Origin of the sequence: Paenibacillus sp. BSR1-1, assembly GCF_030403775.1 — a bacterium.
Classification (GTDB): domain Bacteria; phylum Bacillota; class Bacilli; order Bacillales; family Cytobacillaceae; genus Neobacillus.
This window is the reverse complement of sequence record NZ_JAQMWQ010000018.1, coordinates 1-16,654: the sequence shown is the minus strand read 5'-3', so window position 1 is coordinate 16,654 and position 16,654 is coordinate 1. Positions and strand designations below refer to the sequence as shown.

The following is a 16,654-nucleotide window of genomic DNA, read 5'->3' as shown; positions in this document are numbered from 1 at the left end:
CAGAACCTTTGATAAGTGAAAAATTTCGATTACACTAGAAGGAAGAACAGTTTTTTTAGGCAAGGAGATGACATTATTTTGAAAATATTAGTGATAGAAGATAATAAAAGTGTTTGCTCGATGATTGAAATGTTTTTTGCTAAAGAAGGAATCGATGGTGAATTTGTCAATGACGGTATTGAAGGATATAACCGTTTTAAAAAAGGCACTTGGGATGCCTTGATTGTGGATTGGATGCTGCCTGGTATGGACGGTGTCAGCATTTGCCGCAAAATTAGAGAGGAAAAGCATACTGTTCCAATTATCATGTTAACGGCAAAGGATAGTGAGTCAGATCAGGTGCTTGGTCTTGAAATGGGGGCAGATGATTATGTCACTAAGCCCTTTAGTCCGCTTACCTTAATGGCGAGAATTAAAGCGGTAACTCGCCGCTTTCAAGCACAAGTGCCAAATGAGCGCCACGATTTCCTCCAGACCGAACATTTTAAAGTGAATAAAACGACAAGAGAAGTGATTATTGATGGGGCGCAAATTACAAATTTGACTCCAAAAGAGTTCGATTTATTGTATTATTTGGTGGAACATCCCCGCCAAGTATTCTCAAGAGAGCAATTACTTGAAAGGGTTTGGGGCTACCAATTTTATGGTGATGAACGAACCGTCGATGTTCACATTAAACGGCTGCGGAAAAAGGTTGAAACCACCTCGCAGCCATTCTTCCATACTGTTTGGGGAGTAGGTTATAAATTCGATGACTCAAGTAAAGCAGACGAAGTTTAGGTATTTTTACCAGCAGTTTTTCAGCCATATTAGTATTATCATTGTCGCATTTTTAATCTTGAGTATTATATTTGCACACTATGTTGAAAACTTAGTGTATTCGAACAAAGCAGAAGAGCTGAGTTCATACGGAAAGGCGATATTAAAAGATATAAAAGAGAATCCATATGGAACCGATCAGACCATTAACCGGTATAGCAGCGTTTTGGCGGCCAGAAAAATGAGCTTTAGTATGTTTGACCAGGATGGCAATTTATATTTGGTGAGTAAAAATGGTCCCACTATAAAAGGCTTATCGAAATCCGAATGGGAAAAAATAAAGAAGGGTCAAACGATCATCATCCCGATTGATTATCAAAGATTTGGGCAGGATGGAGTAACATTTGTCGTATTACCCTATATAGAAAATGACAAATTTTATGGAGGGATTTTATTAACCTCACCAATCAGCGGATCAAGTGCTATGATCCATCAAATTAATAAATTTTTATTATATACGATTTTAATAGCATTTGGTGTTTCATTCTTACAAAGCTGGTTTTTGTCACGAATACATGTTATTCGCATCAAGAGGCTTCGTGAAGCCGCCTCACTTGTGTCTGCTGGACACTATCAGGTTCATGTTCATTCTTCTAATTTTGATGAAATTGGAGAATTAGCCAATGAGTTTAATCATATGGTGGATAAAATAAATGCTTCCATGGAGGAAATCGAAAGCTTGGAGAACAGACGCCGGCAATTTATGGCCGATGTTTCGCATGAAATGCGTACCCCCCTTACCACCATCAGCGGCGTAGTTGAAGGACTGAAAAATGATATGATTCCAGAGGAAGATAAAGAGCGGGGCATCAACCTTGTTAGTCAAGAGGCAAAAAGACTGATTCGATTAGTCAATGAAAATTTAGATTATGATAAAATTCGTTCGAATCAAATCCAATTATTTAGAGAAGATATACAACTTCTAGAAGTGCTCGAAATTATTCAAGAACAATTAGACCTCCAGGCAGAGGAAAAAAATAATCAAATCGTGGTAGAGGCTGATCCTGATGTCTTTGTTAACGCAGACTATGATCGATTAATCCAAATTTTGATCAATATTACCAAAAATAGCATTCAATTCACCTCGGATGGTACCATTTGGTTAAAGGGCCGGTCCGAGGGAGATACCACTATTATAGAGGTGGAAGACACTGGAATTGGTATTGATCCAACTGAAGTAGAAAATATTTGGCGGCGGTTTTATAAAGCCGATATATCTCGGACCAGTAACCCCTACGGAGAGTTCGGCTTAGGTCTTTCAATCGTAAAACAACTGGTCCTTCTTCATAACGGAGAAATTAATGTGACCAGTGAAAAAGGAAAAGGAACCAAATTCGTCATACAATTCAAAAATAATTAATAAAGCTCCGACAATCGTCGGGCTTTTTTTATTGGCTGTGTTATTGAACATTGTTGATTCTTAACACTGTTGATTGGAGCGCAAATCAACAACCTAGTTTAACAGAGCCATTTTATTTTTTCTTAAATTTTTCCTAAACTCGTTAAAGTTTGTTAATAATTTCTTAAGATTTGTCGTTTAAAGTGAAATCAAGATAACTAACAAGCCTAAAGGAGATTGATTGAAATGGAATTTAAAGATACAAATGAATTCGAAAAAGATCAAACCCATTCATCAACTGAGAATAACAATACCGAATTACCAAATATGACAGAAGAGCGAATCCAATCAGTAGACGCCACATTCCCTGTGGAGGAGAACGAGTCAGCAGCATCCGATAAAATGGAGGAAAATGCAGAAATCGAAGAAAATGAAGTGGCTGGTCATACACGTACAGCCGTCCAAACTGAAAAAAATAAAAAAAGCTATGTGAAGGGATTTGCCACTACAATCGCCGCTGGTGTAATCGGATCGGTCTTGACGTTAACCATTCTGCCACATACTGATTATCTAAAAAACTATTATGGTACTGATCAGAACCAAGCTGTTACAGCATCGAACTCGAACACTCAGGTTAAGGAGGTTTCCGCAAAGCCAACAGTCAGGACATCGGGTTCCATTGCGGATACGGTGGAAAAAGTATCGAAGGCTATCGTTGGAATTGTTAATTATCAGCAGCAGCAAAATAATTTTTATGGCAGCTCCAATTCCTCGCAAAGCGTTGAAACAGGCTCAGGTTCAGGGGTTATTTTTCAAAAAAATAATAATATTGCATATATCGTAACCAATAACCATGTCGTAGAAGGGGCATCGAAGCTTGAAATTTCCTTATATGATGGTCAGAAGACAACGGCAGAGGTTGTAGGTACGGATGCCTTAACCGATCTTGCCGTCCTAAAAATTGATGCAAAATATGTGACGGCAACGGCTGACTTTGGAGACTCCTCGACACTACGTCCCGGCGACCAAGTTTTTGCGATTGGAAATCCGCTGGGACTTGATTTGTCCAGAACCGTTACACAAGGTATTGTCAGTGCAACCAATCGCAGCATATCCGTATCGACCTCTGCCGGAAATTGGGATACAAATGTAATCCAAACAGATGCTGCCATCAACCCGGGTAACAGTGGTGGTGCTTTGATTAATCCAAATGGTCAAGTAATTGGAATCAATAGCTTAAAAATTTCTGAGAGCGGGGTGGAAGGCTTAGGATTTGCGATTCCAAGTAACGATTTGATCCCAATTGTGAATCAATTAATTAAAAATGGGAAAATTGAGCGTCCCTACCTTGGTGTCGGACTATCGGACCTAGATCAGGTTCCACAAATGTATTACCAGAACCTACCTAATAATGTCAATAAAGGTGTGCTGGTCATGAATATTGACCCGAATTCAGCTGCAGCTCGAGCGGGATTCCAACCGAAGGATTTAATCGTTTCCATGAATGGAACAGCAATTGCTAATTCCTCGGATTTAAGAAAATATCTATATACCAAAGCGAAAATTGGTGATGAAATTAAATTTGAAGTCTATCGTGATGGAAAACTGCAAACGTTAAAAGTAAAATTATCCGCAAATACAACAAACTGATTTGAGGTACATTAACACCAAAGATTTTATTAAGAGGTGTGCCAATGAATCGGGTTGGAAAATATGCATCCAGTGAACATGTAGACGATATTGAGCTAATGAATATGGTGTTTGAGCTTCCTGAAAAGGATAAAATGCTAATGTGGTCAGAAGGCTATATTGATCTTGTGATTGAGAAATTACCAATATATGCACAGGATATATTGGAAAATCGCAAGGAAAAGTGGGAAGATACCAAGATTTATTATGAGAAACAGCTAAAACAAATATTAAACGATGAGGAATATAAGAATAAAATGATGGGCGAACGGAAAGAGTTCGCCCTCTTCGTTAAGGAACGGTATCCTGAATTCCAATCACTGCTTTTTTTAATCTATGATGGGAATATTAAGGATAAGGATTTGCGGAAATTTGTTTACCGGAGAAGGTTTGGAGCCCGTAAAAATTATCTTCATTAACTTGAAAATTCGGGCTTGCAAATCGTAAAGGAAAAAATTACAATAAAAATAAATTGATTAGAATCGGAGGTGGAGAAGAGATGAAACGTTCAATTTTTGCACGCTTGTTATGGCTTGAAGCCCTTAATATTTACCGTGCAATTTTTCATGAAGCGGTTTTCCAAGGGGGGAGTCTGCCCTTTTTTCGAAACTGCATAGTGAAATTTGAACGATAACACATCTCTTTACCCACATTAGAACGGTATAAAGAGAGTGCTGAGGCACTCTTTTTCTATGCCTTTTTATCAGCCTCGGGAGGAATAGATGCCCGTGGCTTTTTTTTATCTTTAGATGTGTTCATCGAATTTTTAATAAAAGGAGAATGAACATGATTGTTTGCAGTGTTAACCATATAGCGAAATCGTTTGGCGGAAATATGATTTTTAAAGATTTATCCCTCGAAGTACATGAAGGCAGCCGTATAGGCTTAGTTGGCCGCAACGGCAGCGGCAAAACTACTTTATTAAAATTGCTTGCTCAACAGGAATCTGTTGATGAGGGAGTTATTCATTGGAAAAAGGCACTTAAAATCGGCTACTTGGCACAGATTCCTGATTTCGGGGACCTGAATGTGAAGGAAGTTTTGAAAACCGCATTCGAACAATTAACAAAGACGGAAGCGAAGCTGAAACAATTGGAGCTTGAGATGGGGCAGGTAATGGCTCCGGAAAAATTGCAGGGATTAATTGAGCAGTACGGAATGCTTCAAGATGATTTTATTTTAAATGGCGGCTACGAAATGGACGCTCAAATGGACCGTGTTGCGAATGGCTTAAATATTGCTGATTTTCTTGTGAAGCCTTTTTCACTGTTAAGTGGCGGTGAGAAAACCAAGGTTGGTCTTGGTTTAAGTTTATTGAAAAATCCAGAACTCTTATTACTTGATGAGCCAACCAATCATTTAGATTTGATGGCCATTGAGTGGTTAGGTTCCTTCTTAAAGGCCTACAAAGGCACTATTATTCTAATCTCTCATGACAGGTACTTTTTAGATGAAGTAGTGAACAAGGTTTTTGAGATGGAAGATGGAGAAATTGATTTATACCATACGAATTTTAGTAACTATGTCAAGGAAAAGGAAGAACGGCTGTTAAGAGAATTCCAAGAGTACCAAGAACAGCAGAAGAAAATTAAAAAGATGAAGGAAGCCATTAAGCGGCTGCGGGACTGGGCTAACCGCTCTAATCCTCCTAGCGCTGCTCTTCATAGGCGTGCGACTAATATGCAGCGTGCGCTTGATCGTATCGAAAAGTTAGAACGTCCGAAAATGGAAGTTAAGAAAATGGGAATTGATTTCGAAGCGAATGACCGGAGTGGAAAGGATGTTATTATCCTTGAGAACGTTTCAAAAAGTTATGGCAGCCGTAAGCTTTTTGATAATGTGAACATGCTTGTTCAATATAAGGATCGAACGGCGATTGTCGGTGAAAACGGGACAGGAAAGTCGACCGTTTTAAAAATGATTTTACAAGAATGTGAGGCAGACAATGGCGTTGTTAAGGTAGGCAGCAATGTGAAGATTGGCTATTTATCGCAGCATGTTTTTGCTGATTTAGGAGAGGATCAGCTGATTGATGTGTTTCGTTCTGAAGTCAAAGTAAATGAAGGCGAGGCCCGACATATCTTAGCACGATTCCTATTCTTCGGACCTGCGGTATTCCGCAAGGTGAATCAATTAAGCGGCGGTGAAAGAATGCGTCTTCGCCTTGCGCAGCTTATGTACCAGGACATTAACCTTCTGATTTTGGATGAACCGACTAATCATTTGGATATTGATTCCTGTGAGGTATTGGAGGAGGCACTTGAACAATTTAACGGCACTATTTTAGCTGTCTCCCATGATCGTTATTTTCTCAACAAACTTTTTAATAAAATTTATTGGCTGCAAAATGGGACTGTTCACTTTTTCGATGGGAACTATGATTGGGCAAAAGAAAAACTGCCTGCCTTCGTATCTAATTCAGCATTTGTCCCTAACCCGCCTTCATTAAAAAAAATGAAAGAAATTGAACATGATAAGCCGAAAAATTTGGATGACCTCGAAGATATGATCGAGCAAATCGAGATTAATATTCATTTGTTACAAAGACAAATGGAATCAGAAAGTGACCTTTCTTTACTGCAAAGCATTTATTCTGAATTAGAGATGCTGGAAAATGAACGTGAACAGCTCTATCAGCAGCTGGATGAAGTTGTATAACAAATTGAAGGGATATACACCTTTGGTTGAGCCGTTTTCACGAGCGGCTCTTCTTTATATTAAAGAATAAATTCTTCTCTAAATCAGAAGTTTTCCGTATAATTATGTATGGTTTTCTTTTTAAAGGTGGTCTTGAAATGGTATCTAATTTTTCTATCTTCCAAGTTCTTTTTCTGCTCATCACGACCATTTTAGGAGTGGTCTGTTCCGTCATTTACCATCAGCCGCTCGTTATCGGTTTTATGCCAGGGTTTCTTGTTTTGACATATTTAGCATTCCAAAAAGGAATGTCATTGAAGCAGACACTAAAAATTAGTTTTATCGGAGTTTACAAAACGAGAATTGTCATTATTATACTCTTTCTTGTTAGTTTTTTACTTCCTTCCTGGTATTTATCGGAAACGATTGGTCAAATGGTTAAAGTGGCCCTAAACTTTATTAATTCGGACCATTTTTTGGTTCTTTCGTTTCTTGTCTCTCTTGTCTTCTCGATGCTTCTTGGGACAACAGTTGGGACACTAAGTGCCATTGGAGTTCCGATTTTGGGGACGGCCATGGTTTTACATTTGCCTATAGAAGTTGTGGCGGGAGCATTAGTCTCAGGTGCTTTTGTAGGGGATCGGACTTCGCCGTTTTCCAGTGCCCATCAGCTTTTATCACATACTGTTGAACTTACAGTTAAAAAGCAATGGAAGGCGATGCTTTTGTCAACGGTAATCGCAGTCCTCGTTTCCTTTTGTTTTTATGCTTTCTTCGATTTACATAGTTATGGAGACAGCAAAATAAATCCGGCACATTTCGAGTGGAATCAGCTTTCTTGGATTAAGTTTATCCCGCCATTGGTGTTAATCGTTTTTGTTCTTTTTCGAATAAGCATAATTTATGCGTTTATATCTAGTATCTTATCAGCAGCCGTTATTGCATTAGCTGAGGGCACTCCTTTTTCCAAATTAGTAATTGACTTTTGGCATGGTATTGATGGTCTTGGCGGCGGTTTAATTCATATGTACGAATTACTGCTGTTTCTCGCTTTGGCAGGTGCTTATAATGGGTTGTTAGAGGAATTGAATGTCATTCAGCCCTATTTAGATAAATGGCTGAAATCCTCAAGGTCCTTAATAGGAGATACGGTAAAAACACTGATCGCAACACTGATCATCACATTTATTGCGGCCAATCAAACACTGCCTATCATTTTAACAGGGAGGTCCTTTTTACCTCATTGGTCTTCTAAATACGGAAATGAAGAATTAGCTAGGGTAATGGGGGATACGACGATGCTCTTTCCAGGCATGGTTCCATGGAGTGTCTTAGCGATAATGTGCAGCACGATTGTTGGCATTCCCTTACTTGGATATTTACCGTATGCGATATTTTTATGGATTTTACCAATATTCACCATCTGTCTTTCGATTATAAAACAATTTCGTAAATCAAAGGGAAAACGGATTGTTGCTGCTTGAACCAGAGTCTATATGAGGCTCTGATTTTTTTTACCTAAAATCCTTCCGAATGAAGTCCCTTTTTCAATCATATAAGAGGTATTAAAGATATGGGACAAGGGATGGTTGGATGTTAAAAAAATTTGCGATTATAGGCTTTGGGGGCACGATGATCGGAATAGGGGTAAATGGATTTATTCTTCCTTTTCATTTGATAAATGGCGGCTTTTTTGGCATAAGTCTCTTGGCCAACTATTTGTGGGGGTTAAAAGTTGGCCTTACATTTATTTGCTTAAATATTCCGGTTTTCATCTATGCCTTTAGATATGAACCTGAATACTTTGTGAATGGTTTAGCGGGGGCAGTGGTTTCTGGTTTTATGCTCGATTTTCTAATGCCATTTAGCGGAATGATCCACTTGCCCATTCTAAGCAGTGTTATAATTGGCGCGGTTTTAATTGGTATTGGTGTTGGCTTTATGTTGCGAAATCATATTAGCCCCGGCGGGATGGATTTGCTGGCGCTTTTAATCGCAAAAAAGACTAATGTGAATGTTGGCATAATTTGTTTCGCTATTGATGCAGTTATAATTACCACTGGATTAATCCTATTAAAAGATGCCAGGCTTCTTTATTCACTTGTAATTGTTTCGATTATTGGTTTATTTGCTTGTGTCATTACTTCGATCCGTAAAGTATAGATCTAGTCAAATTTTTGATAAAATGAGCTCATCTACCATCAAGGAGTATAACAATGAAACCAATAAGCGATCATGTAAAAGAAAATTTAAAGATTTTATTTGTCGGCTTTAATCCAAGTATTCGTTCTAGTGAACTCGGTCACCATTATGCCAATCCAAATAATCGTTTTTGGAAAATTATTTATGAAGCAGGCTTAACACCAAGGAAATATGAGGCTGCTGAAGATTATACACTTTTAGAACTAGGATACGGATTCACCAACATTGTTCAAAGGCCGACAAAGGCTGCAGATGAAATTAAGAAGGAAGAATACATGGAGGGCAGAGAAATCTTAAAACAGAAGATTGCTAAATTTAAGCCAAAAGTAGTTTGTTTTGTTGGAAAAGGTGTTTATCAAGAGTATAGTGGACGTAAAGCTGCACCGTGGGGGGTTCAAGCGGAAGCTGTCGTGCCTGGGACGATCGATTTTGTTGCACCGTCCTCTAGTGGACTTGTTAGAATGCGGCTTGAAGAAATCGTTGAAATTTATAAAATGCTAACCGATTTAAACATCGACGGTTGAAGAGGACCGTCGATGTTTTTTAGATTATTTTTTTTCGTACTTCTTTTGATAACGGGATAAAGCTAAAAGCGGAAAAATATAACGGTAGCTATGGTAATGAATATAAAAACCGCCCGCCATTCCTTGTCCTTTAGGGTAGTCAGTGGTCCAATCTGTTTGTTCCAGTGAATTTAATAAATATTTAATTCCTTTTTCAATAGTTTCGGTTGGTTTATCGAAAATAGAAATCAATGCATCAAGGACCCAGGCAGTATGAGTCAAGGTGCTTGCGCCTAATGGGACATAGGTTTTTTTGTTGTCGCTATGGCAAGATTCTCCCCAGCCGCCATCTTCATTCTGGATTCTGCTCAGCCAGTTCACGGCCGTTTGAATTGAAGGATGACTTTTTGGCACATCCACGGCTAATAACCCTGTAACGGAAGCCCATGTTCCGTATAAATAACAAATTCCCCAGCGACTATACCAGGAGCCATCCTTTTCTTGATTCTTAAAAAGCCATTTTACACCTTTTTGGATGGCGGAATGATCATTTGGAAGATTGGTATAGTTCCCGAAAAATTCTAATGTTCTTCCGGTAATATCTGCACAAGAAGGGTCTGTTAACAGAAACTCTCCTTTTTCAATTGGTACAAATTCAAGTACCTTTGTATTCGTATTTTTTTCAAAGCCGGCCCAGCCACCATCGTCGTTTTGCATCGATAAAACCCAGCGGATTCCCCGTTCCCAAGCTGCTAGATCAGTTGGTAAGCTTCTAGAAATCGATCTGAGTGAAGCGGTCGTGTCATCAACATCAGGATTTATGGTATTTACATCGGAAAAGCCCCACCCCCCTGGCAGGCTAGAAGGGTTATGGATCACCCAATCCCCGAATTTTGTATGCTGCCGTGTGAGAAGGTAAGTATTGGCTTTTGAGACCATCGAATCTTCTGGAGGGACGCCAGCTGATTGTAACGTGTAACTAATTAACGATGTATTCCACACATCCGCGGTGGTATATTGCATATGGGGCAATCCATTAATTTCACATTTCATTGCACGGATTCCTTCTATAGCTTTTACAATGACGGGATCTGTTTTTTTATATCCAAGAGAAAGTAATGCGAAGATCATCAAAAAAGTGCAGCTGTAATAACTGTATAACGTGCCATCTGGTTCAAGGTGGTCAAGCATATATTTTTTCGCCCGTTCAATCGCTAAATTACGCAGCTGTTCGGGTAAACCAATTAAGCTTTTGACCCCATCTTCAATATAAGAGAGTAAGGATTTTATTTCATTAGAGCGGACCCACTGGTCTTTGCTATAACGATGTAAATGCAATTCCATAAGATTTGGGCTTTTTTCTGTCATGATTGAAAACTTCTTACTAGCAAGGATCATAATCGGCGTCAGGTTGGCCCTGCCAAAAACGGAGAAGGAATAAAAATTGAATGGGAATATGTGCGGCAAAAGAATCACTTCAATCGGCAGCGGGGAAAATGCCGGCCATTTGTATTGACCAGTTAAAGAAAGCATGATTTTTGTGAACATACTGACCTCTTCCAAGCCGCCGTTTGCTAGAATAAACTGTTTAGAAGCACGAAGTTGTTCAGCATTCTCGCTGTAATATCCTGAATAAAGAAGTGCATAATAGGCCTCTACCGTTAATGATAGATTCCCTTCACCCTCATCGTAAAATAGCTTCCACGAACCATTTTTCTCCTGCCTGCTTAAAATTCTCTTCGCCAGCCCTTGTATTAATTCCTCATCATTTAATTCCAATGACCGTAATAAAATGATCATATAGGCATCTGTTGACAGTCCTGTTTCAAATGGATAATTCCATGAGCCATCGGGAGATTGGTCTTTTCTCAGCATTTCGATCAGCCACTCAATGCCTTTTCTAGTCTCCAGCATCTGAATTCATCATTCCTCTCCCATAAAAATATTCTCATCTATACATATTCGTATCGGAGGATGAGAATTCATAAGGGAGGGAATGAGCTATTCTTTTTATAAGGAATAAGGAAAAGTCTCCGTTGGAAAGCATACGAGCTGAATTAAGAAGGAAAATCAAATCGTCATCTTCGTTCAGCCAAATCTCAAAGGGTGAAAAAGTTTTTTTGGAACAAATAAGAAGCAAAACAGCAGAACAAAATCTCAACAATGTAACAAGGACGAAGGCTTATCTTGATTTTTATCTGCAGCATCCGGAAATCCATTGGGCTTTTTTAGGGCACATGGTTTCCCGAAATGGCGGCTACAACATGACAGATCTAAAAGGTGAATTTCTGACCCGATTGATGGCAAGTAAAGATCGGGAAACTTTTTTTACCTTTCTAGAACGAGGGAATTGGCTTGTTTTTCAAGACGTCTATCCGCAATTTTTACTTTATGCAGAAAGTCTCAGGCAGAATATACCCTTATTTCACCTGCTTCCTTTTTTAAATATATCTACTTTCATGGAGACCATTTGGAATCATTTTTGGAGGGAGCAATGCACGTATATTCTTGCGATTGCGATGGTTATCAATGAACAGAGTTACTTAGAACAAAGAGTGGTGAAAAATCCGTTTTATCAAAAAGAGGTATTAGGCAAATTTGAGTTTCTTCTCCAGGATTGGCTTTCCTTTAACCACATTCTCTTTCCTAATGAAAAAAAGAACCTATGCGGGCAGACTCTGCACCAGTTTGAATCACTGAATGAGCGAATTTTACTTGGAAAAAGGTTATATTCCATCCTTTTTGATAATAAAGAACGTTTGGAGCAAACAGTGGAATGGGCGAAAAGAAATCCACATACTGGTTCAAGAAAAGATTACTGGCCTCATATCTTTAACAGTGTGAATGAAGGAATACCTGGTTTTGCTTATCAACTTCGATTAAAAGCCTGTAAGTTAAAAAGCGGGGCACGAAAAATATATAGTCCCACCCTTGAAAACGCTTGGAAAAATGTGAAGCATGCGGAAGCTGAAAAAGGGGATTGGTTTCGTGATTTCCGTGTGGCCGATTATTTAGTAGAGAATACCGAAATTGTTAATGGGGAGATTGTGAATGAATACTGTAAAACACTTGAACGGCTCGAGCTTGCGGCCCTTGCGAAAAAAGCGATTAACTTTATGGAATAAACATTATCTGGCCAGTGCGGTGTTTGCGTCATTACTTGGATCTTATTTAGACCTTTATTTTGTTGGAAAAGGATTGTACCATTTTCCTAAAAGACCCTTACCTGAGATATTTTCTATAAATATTGCATTCACCTTGGCGGGACTGCCAGTCTTGATAATGGTGGTTCTACACTTTCTATCACAAGTAAATAAATGGGGGAAAGCGGGTATAATCCTATTTGTCAGCCTCCTTATGCCGATTTTGGAAAAATTAGCAGAGGAGTTGGGCTGGTTTGTTCATGCGGAGGAATGGAAGCACGGATATACATTTGTTGGATACTTAGTTTTCTTAATAATTATTTATAGTTGTTTCAGATGGATGGAAAAACATAAATAACAAAAGCCGGGATGATTCATCCCGGCTTTCATGATGCCACTAAGTGCACCATGGGCCCCTGCCGTCCGTACAGTGGTTAAGTGTCCCGCAACAAGCGAATGTTCAGCAGGGGCTCTCCATTATTTTATCACATACACGACTAAAATATAATGCTTACAAATGCCAATACTTTCTTTTCTTTTTCTAAAAGTGTATGATAAGAATGATTTTTTACATAAAGGAGTGTTTGACATGGCTAAAAAAGGACATTTTTTAATGGAAAATGGCGAGAAGATTGAGTTTGAATTATACCCTGAAGCAGCACCGGGAACCGTTGAGAATTTTGAAACATTAGCAAATAAAGGATTTTACAATGGTTTAAACTTCCATCGTGTTATCCCGGGGTTTGTAAGTCAGGGGGGATGCCCTCATGGAACTGGTACCGGCGGACCTGGCTACACTATTAAGTGTGAAACAGAAGGAAATCCACACAAACACGTACCAGGCGCCTTATCAATGGCTCATGCAGGACGAAACACTGGCGGAAGTCAGTTCTTCATCGTTCATGAATCACAGCCGCATTTAAATGGAGTTCATACTGTATTCGGTCAAGTAACATCCGGATTAGAAACCGCAAAATCAATGAGAAACGGCGATAAAATGCAAGAAGTTAAGGTATATGATGAAGAGTAATAAGTAGGAGAGAGCCATCTGGCTCTCTTTTTTTTGTTTGGGAATGTTTGTGTGTCCATTGGGAAAAATATTTTCAAAAAGTTCTACTTTTGGGGGTCTATATGAAAAAGTTTATATTTATGTTAATCCCGTTTCTGCTTTTTTCGTTTAACCAAAAAGTCTCAGCCCAAAATACCGATTCCAAGCAATTAAAGGCAGCTGTAATCATCGACGATTTTGGAGGAGGGACGGGCGGCGTTAGGGATTTTTTGGAAGGTGATATACCGATTACGGCAGCGGTCATGCCATTTACTGAAAATTCGAAAGCGCATGCAGAGTGGGCTCATAAAAATGGTTTTGAAGTGATGGTTCACTTGCCAATGGAACCGAAAAGGGGCAAGAGGTCGTGGCTAGGTCCAAAGCCAATTACAGTAGACCTCACGCCAAAACAAGTGAGGCAGCGGGTTAAAGAAGCGATAAAGACTGTTCCCTATGCAGTTGGTCTTAATAATCATATGGGGTCACTGGCAGTTGAAAACGAACGAATCGTAAGGGCAATTGTTGAGGTGGCAAAAGAAAATAAGCTATACATTATTGACAGCGGCACTAGTCCTGAATCCAAATTCCCTGAGATTGCAAACGAACTTGGTGTACCTCTTTTAAAAAGAGACGTTTTCCTTGATGACATTTCATCTTCATCACATGTTTACAAACAGATGATCCGACTCGCAAAGGTAACTGAAATTAAAGGGAAGGGGATTGCCATTGGACATGTGGGTGTGACGGGGAAAGTCTGTTCAGTAGGGGTTTTCCAATCCATGGCTGAATTTAAGAAACGCCATATTAAAATTGTCCCAGTCTCAGAACTTTTATCTGAACAACTAATCGAAAAAAACTTTGTTCCAAAATAAAGGCAGCTGCAAACTGCCTTTTTTGCTGAATTTAAATTTTCTGGTACAATGTCTCCTATCAAACTATTAAATTAGACATAAAGGGAGATGGAATAGTGATATGAAGTTAATATCATGGAATGTCAACGGTCTTAGAGCATGTGTCAAAAAAGGATTTTTAGATTATTTTCATCAAATGGATGCGGATATTTTTTGTATTCAGGAAACGAAATTACAAGAAGGACAAATTAGCCTGGAATTAGATGGTTACTATCAATACTGGAATTATGCTATTAAGAAAGGTTATTCAGGAACTGCTGTTTTTACGAAAGTGGAACCGATTTCCGTGAAGTATGGAGTTGGAACGGATGAGAGTGAAGATGAAGGAAGGATTCTTACTTTGGAGTTTGAACATTTTTTCTTAGTCAATGTGTATACCCCAAATTCCCAGCGTGATTTGGCAAGAATTGGTTACCGTTTGGAATGGGAAGACCGCATCCTTAATCACCTGCAAGAGTTAGACAAAATTAAACCGGTCATTCTTTGCGGGGACTTAAATGTCGCCCACCAAGAAATTGACTTGCGAAACCCAAAATCAAATCTGGGGAACTCTGGATTTACCGAAGAAGAGAGAGGGAAAATGACTACTCTACTGAACGCTGGGTTTGTCGATAGTTATCGCCATTTTAATCCTGACAAGGAAGGCGCTTATACATGGTGGTCTTATATGGCCAAAGTTCGGGAGCGGAATATTGGCTGGCGGATTGACTATTTTATTGTCTCAAAAACGTTTTGTGAGCAATTGAAATATGCAGATATCCATTCTGAGGTTATGGGCAGTGACCATTGTCCTGTAATACTTGAACTGCATTAGTATCATTTCATAACTTTTTCTTATAACAAAGTATAAAAAAACCGTCATTTTCATTATGAGTTAAATATTCTATAGTTAATTTAACAATGAAAAGAACGGGGGAATCTAAAATGGATATTAAAAAAGATGTTCAAGAGCAGTTTGGAAAAAGCGCCGATTCATATGTTAGCAGTTCTATCCATAAAAAAGGGAAGGACCTTCAGAAATTATTAGAGATGGCTGCTCTTCATGGGGAGGAAGAAATGCTTGACATTGCCACAGGCGGCGGTCATACGGCTAACGCATTTGCACCTTTTGTAAAAAAAGTGACGGCGGTTGATATAACTGCGGAGATGTTATCGGCTGCCGAAAACTTTATCAAAGGAAATAACAATCAAAATGTTGACTTCTTTATAGGAGATGCCGAAAATCTTCCTTTTCCGGATGAATCATTTGATCTTGTGACATGCCGAATTGCTCCACATCATTTTCCGAATGTAAAACGTTTTATTAACGAAGTATATCGGGTCCTTAAGCCAAATGGACAATTTTTACTTGATGATAATGTCACACCAGAAGAAGAAGAATTTGATCAATTCTATAATACGATTGAAAAATGGCGCGATTACAGTCATTATCGGGCTTGGAAAAAATCGGAATGGCTGCAAATGCTTGAATTAAACAGTTTTGAAATAACTGAATGGTATCGGTTCGAAAAAATCTTTCAATTTGAATCGTGGTGCAATCGCATGAATCTGCCACAAACAGAAAAAGAAAAATTAGCACAATACATCATAAATACTTCACCAAAAGTAAAACGAAAATTTCGCATTATATTAGAACACGATCAAGTTATTTCCTTTCAAGGGGAAGCTGCCGTCATAAAGGCAATTAGAAAATAAAAAAACCTTTGCACGAAGAGAAGCATTCTCTTTTTGCAAAGGTTTTTTTATCATGATTAGATTTCATTAAGTGCGGTCCCAATTTCATCGAATTCAGGCGATCTTTCATTTTGACCTGAATTTTCTATTTGTTCCTGTTCCATTGAGGTAACCGAACCTTGGTCTTCTTCCTTTTTTTGAAGATGCCAATTCACTTTATCACCACTCCTTTTGAAAACGAATTACTAAAGTATTTTTTCCTATAATGGTGAAACTAAACCATAAATCGCTTTTGATAAGTTACTTTTTTAGCCATATAAAAATATCCTTCTCTTTAAAATATATGTGTAAATGAAATGAAAAATAGTAGTTGACGAAAATAGTATTGGGTAGTATTATAGTCAATGTCGCTGCTGCGAAACGCATTAATAAAGCTACTAAGTTTTTAATAAACTAATTCGTAGGTATTGACAAGGTTAAGATGTTATGTTAGGATAATAAACGTCGCTAATTTAATAGATTAGCAGAAAAAAACACGATTGTTCTTTGAAAACTAAACAAACAGAAATGTCAACAAACAATAATATTCGTTTCACTTGAAACGAAGCCAACGTTTTATTTTATGAGCTAATCAACTTTCTTGGAGAGTTTGATCCTGGCTCAGGACGAACGCTGGCGGCGTGCCTAAT

The 16,654-nt window shown here is 38.6% G+C and carries 17 protein-coding genes; 15 read left to right on the top strand and 2 right to left on the bottom strand.

Annotated elements, in window-relative coordinates; translation table 11 throughout:
- Positions 1 to 78: 78 nt before the first annotated feature.
- From PH210_RS21035 to PH210_RS20995, 9 genes are all read left to right on the top strand, one after another.
- Positions 79 to 780 carry a response regulator transcription factor gene (locus tag PH210_RS21035; RefSeq protein WP_289988178.1) on the top strand — a complete coding sequence of 234 codons (702 nt, stop codon included), beginning with the start codon at positions 79 to 81 and terminating at the stop codon, positions 778 to 780.
- Positions 752 to 2,179, top strand: coding sequence for a sensor histidine kinase (locus tag PH210_RS21030; RefSeq protein ID WP_289988176.1), 1,428 nt, complete (start codon positions 752 to 754; stop codon positions 2,177 to 2,179). Before PH210_RS21035 ends, PH210_RS21030 begins: the two co-directional genes overlap by 29 nt.
- A 225-nt stretch (positions 2,180 to 2,404) precedes the next feature.
- Complete coding sequence (locus PH210_RS21025) at positions 2,405 to 3,808, top strand: S1C family serine protease (RefSeq protein WP_289988173.1); 1,404 nt, start codon at positions 2,405 to 2,407, stop codon at positions 3,806 to 3,808.
- 44 nt (positions 3,809 to 3,852) lie between these two features.
- A complete protein-coding gene (locus tag PH210_RS21020) occupies positions 3,853 to 4,266 on the top strand; it encodes a hypothetical protein (protein WP_289988168.1) in 414 nt (137 codons plus the stop codon).
- Positions 4,267 to 4,346: 80 nt separating this feature from the next.
- Positions 4,347 to 4,481 carry an RAxF-45 family protein gene (locus PH210_RS21015; protein WP_289988166.1) on the top strand — a complete coding sequence of 45 codons (135 nt, stop codon included), beginning with the start codon at positions 4,347 to 4,349 and terminating at the stop codon, positions 4,479 to 4,481.
- Between the two features lie 152 nt (positions 4,482 to 4,633).
- Positions 4,634 to 6,505, top strand: a complete 1,872-nt coding sequence (abc-f, locus tag PH210_RS21010) for a ribosomal protection-like ABC-F family protein (protein WP_289988164.1) — start codon at positions 4,634 to 4,636, stop codon at positions 6,503 to 6,505.
- A gap of 137 nt (positions 6,506 to 6,642) precedes the next feature.
- Positions 6,643 to 7,968, top strand: a complete 1,326-nt coding sequence (locus tag PH210_RS21005; protein WP_289988163.1) for a Na+/H+ antiporter NhaC family protein — start codon at positions 6,643 to 6,645, stop codon at positions 7,966 to 7,968.
- Positions 7,969 to 8,077: 109 nt separating this feature from the next.
- A complete protein-coding gene (locus tag PH210_RS21000) occupies positions 8,078 to 8,647 on the top strand; it encodes a YitT family protein (protein ID WP_289988161.1) in 570 nt (189 codons plus the stop codon).
- 53 nt (positions 8,648 to 8,700) lie between these two features.
- Positions 8,701 to 9,210, top strand: a complete 510-nt coding sequence (locus tag PH210_RS20995) for a mismatch-specific DNA-glycosylase (protein WP_289988159.1) — start codon at positions 8,701 to 8,703, stop codon at positions 9,208 to 9,210.
- A gap of 24 nt (positions 9,211 to 9,234) precedes the next feature.
- On the opposite strand, the gene shc is transcribed toward PH210_RS20995, so the two are convergent.
- Complete coding sequence (shc, locus tag PH210_RS20990; protein WP_289988158.1) at positions 9,235 to 11,103, bottom strand: squalene--hopene cyclase; 1,869 nt, start codon at positions 11,101 to 11,103, stop codon at positions 9,235 to 9,237.
- Positions 11,104 to 11,225: 122 nt separating this feature from the next.
- Between shc and PH210_RS20985 the strand changes: the two genes are divergently transcribed.
- The 6 genes from PH210_RS20985 (at position 11,226) to PH210_RS20960 (ending at position 15,986) form a co-directional block, all read left to right on the top strand.
- A complete protein-coding gene (locus PH210_RS20985) occupies positions 11,226 to 12,314 on the top strand; it encodes a DUF2515 domain-containing protein (RefSeq protein ID WP_289988156.1) in 1,089 nt (362 codons plus the stop codon).
- A complete protein-coding gene (locus tag PH210_RS20980; RefSeq protein ID WP_289988155.1) occupies positions 12,241 to 12,690 on the top strand; it encodes a CBO0543 family protein in 450 nt (149 codons plus the stop codon). Before PH210_RS20985 ends, PH210_RS20980 begins: the two co-directional genes overlap by 74 nt.
- Before the next feature lie 231 nt (positions 12,691 to 12,921).
- Complete coding sequence (locus PH210_RS20975) at positions 12,922 to 13,362, top strand: peptidylprolyl isomerase (RefSeq protein WP_289988153.1); 441 nt, start codon at positions 12,922 to 12,924, stop codon at positions 13,360 to 13,362.
- A gap of 101 nt (positions 13,363 to 13,463) precedes the next feature.
- On the top strand, positions 13,464 to 14,252 hold the full coding sequence (locus PH210_RS20970) for a divergent polysaccharide deacetylase family protein (RefSeq protein WP_289988151.1): 789 nt from the start codon (positions 13,464 to 13,466) through the stop codon (positions 14,250 to 14,252).
- A gap of 100 nt (positions 14,253 to 14,352) precedes the next feature.
- Positions 14,353 to 15,105 (top strand): exodeoxyribonuclease III, encoded by a 753-nt coding sequence (locus PH210_RS20965; protein WP_289988149.1) that lies wholly within the window; start codon positions 14,353 to 14,355, stop codon positions 15,103 to 15,105.
- Positions 15,106 to 15,215: 110 nt separating this feature from the next.
- Complete coding sequence (locus tag PH210_RS20960; RefSeq protein WP_289988146.1) at positions 15,216 to 15,986, top strand: class I SAM-dependent methyltransferase; 771 nt, start codon at positions 15,216 to 15,218, stop codon at positions 15,984 to 15,986.
- 56 nt (positions 15,987 to 16,042) lie between these two features.
- Here the strand turns inward: PH210_RS20960 and PH210_RS20955 are convergent, their stop codons facing one another.
- Complete coding sequence (locus tag PH210_RS20955; RefSeq protein ID WP_289988143.1) at positions 16,043 to 16,180, bottom strand: hypothetical protein; 138 nt, start codon at positions 16,178 to 16,180, stop codon at positions 16,043 to 16,045.
- Positions 16,181 to 16,654: the final 474 nt, after the last annotated feature.

Bases quoted from the DNA above. Each gene is read 5' to 3' on its own strand.
- PH210_RS21030 (WP_289988176.1), top strand. From the start codon at position 752: ATGACTCAAGTAAAGCAGACGAAGTTTAGGTATTTTTACCAGCAGTTT.
- PH210_RS21025 (WP_289988173.1), top strand. From the start codon at position 2,405: ATGGAATTTAAAGATACAAATGAATTCGAAAAAGATCAAACCCATTCA.
- PH210_RS21020 (WP_289988168.1), top strand. From the start codon at position 3,853: ATGAATCGGGTTGGAAAATATGCATCCAGTGAACATGTAGACGATATT.
- PH210_RS21015 (WP_289988166.1), top strand. From the start codon at position 4,347: ATGAAACGTTCAATTTTTGCACGCTTGTTATGGCTTGAAGCCCTTAAT.
- abc-f (WP_289988164.1), top strand. From the start codon at position 4,634: ATGATTGTTTGCAGTGTTAACCATATAGCGAAATCGTTTGGCGGAAAT.
- PH210_RS21005 (WP_289988163.1), top strand. From the start codon at position 6,643: ATGGTATCTAATTTTTCTATCTTCCAAGTTCTTTTTCTGCTCATCACG.
- PH210_RS21000 (WP_289988161.1), top strand. From the start codon at position 8,078: ATGTTAAAAAAATTTGCGATTATAGGCTTTGGGGGCACGATGATCGGA.
- PH210_RS20995 (WP_289988159.1), top strand. From the start codon at position 8,701: ATGAAACCAATAAGCGATCATGTAAAAGAAAATTTAAAGATTTTATTT.
- shc (WP_289988158.1), bottom strand. From the start codon at position 11,103: ATGCTGGAGACTAGAAAAGGCATTGAGTGGCTGATCGAAATGCTGAGA.
- PH210_RS20980 (WP_289988155.1), top strand. From the start codon at position 12,241: ATGAATACTGTAAAACACTTGAACGGCTCGAGCTTGCGGCCCTTGCGA.
- PH210_RS20975 (WP_289988153.1), top strand. From the start codon at position 12,922: ATGGCTAAAAAAGGACATTTTTTAATGGAAAATGGCGAGAAGATTGAG.
- PH210_RS20970 (WP_289988151.1), top strand. From the start codon at position 13,464: ATGAAAAAGTTTATATTTATGTTAATCCCGTTTCTGCTTTTTTCGTTT.
- PH210_RS20965 (WP_289988149.1), top strand. From the start codon at position 14,353: ATGAAGTTAATATCATGGAATGTCAACGGTCTTAGAGCATGTGTCAAA.
- PH210_RS20960 (WP_289988146.1), top strand. From the start codon at position 15,216: ATGGATATTAAAAAAGATGTTCAAGAGCAGTTTGGAAAAAGCGCCGAT.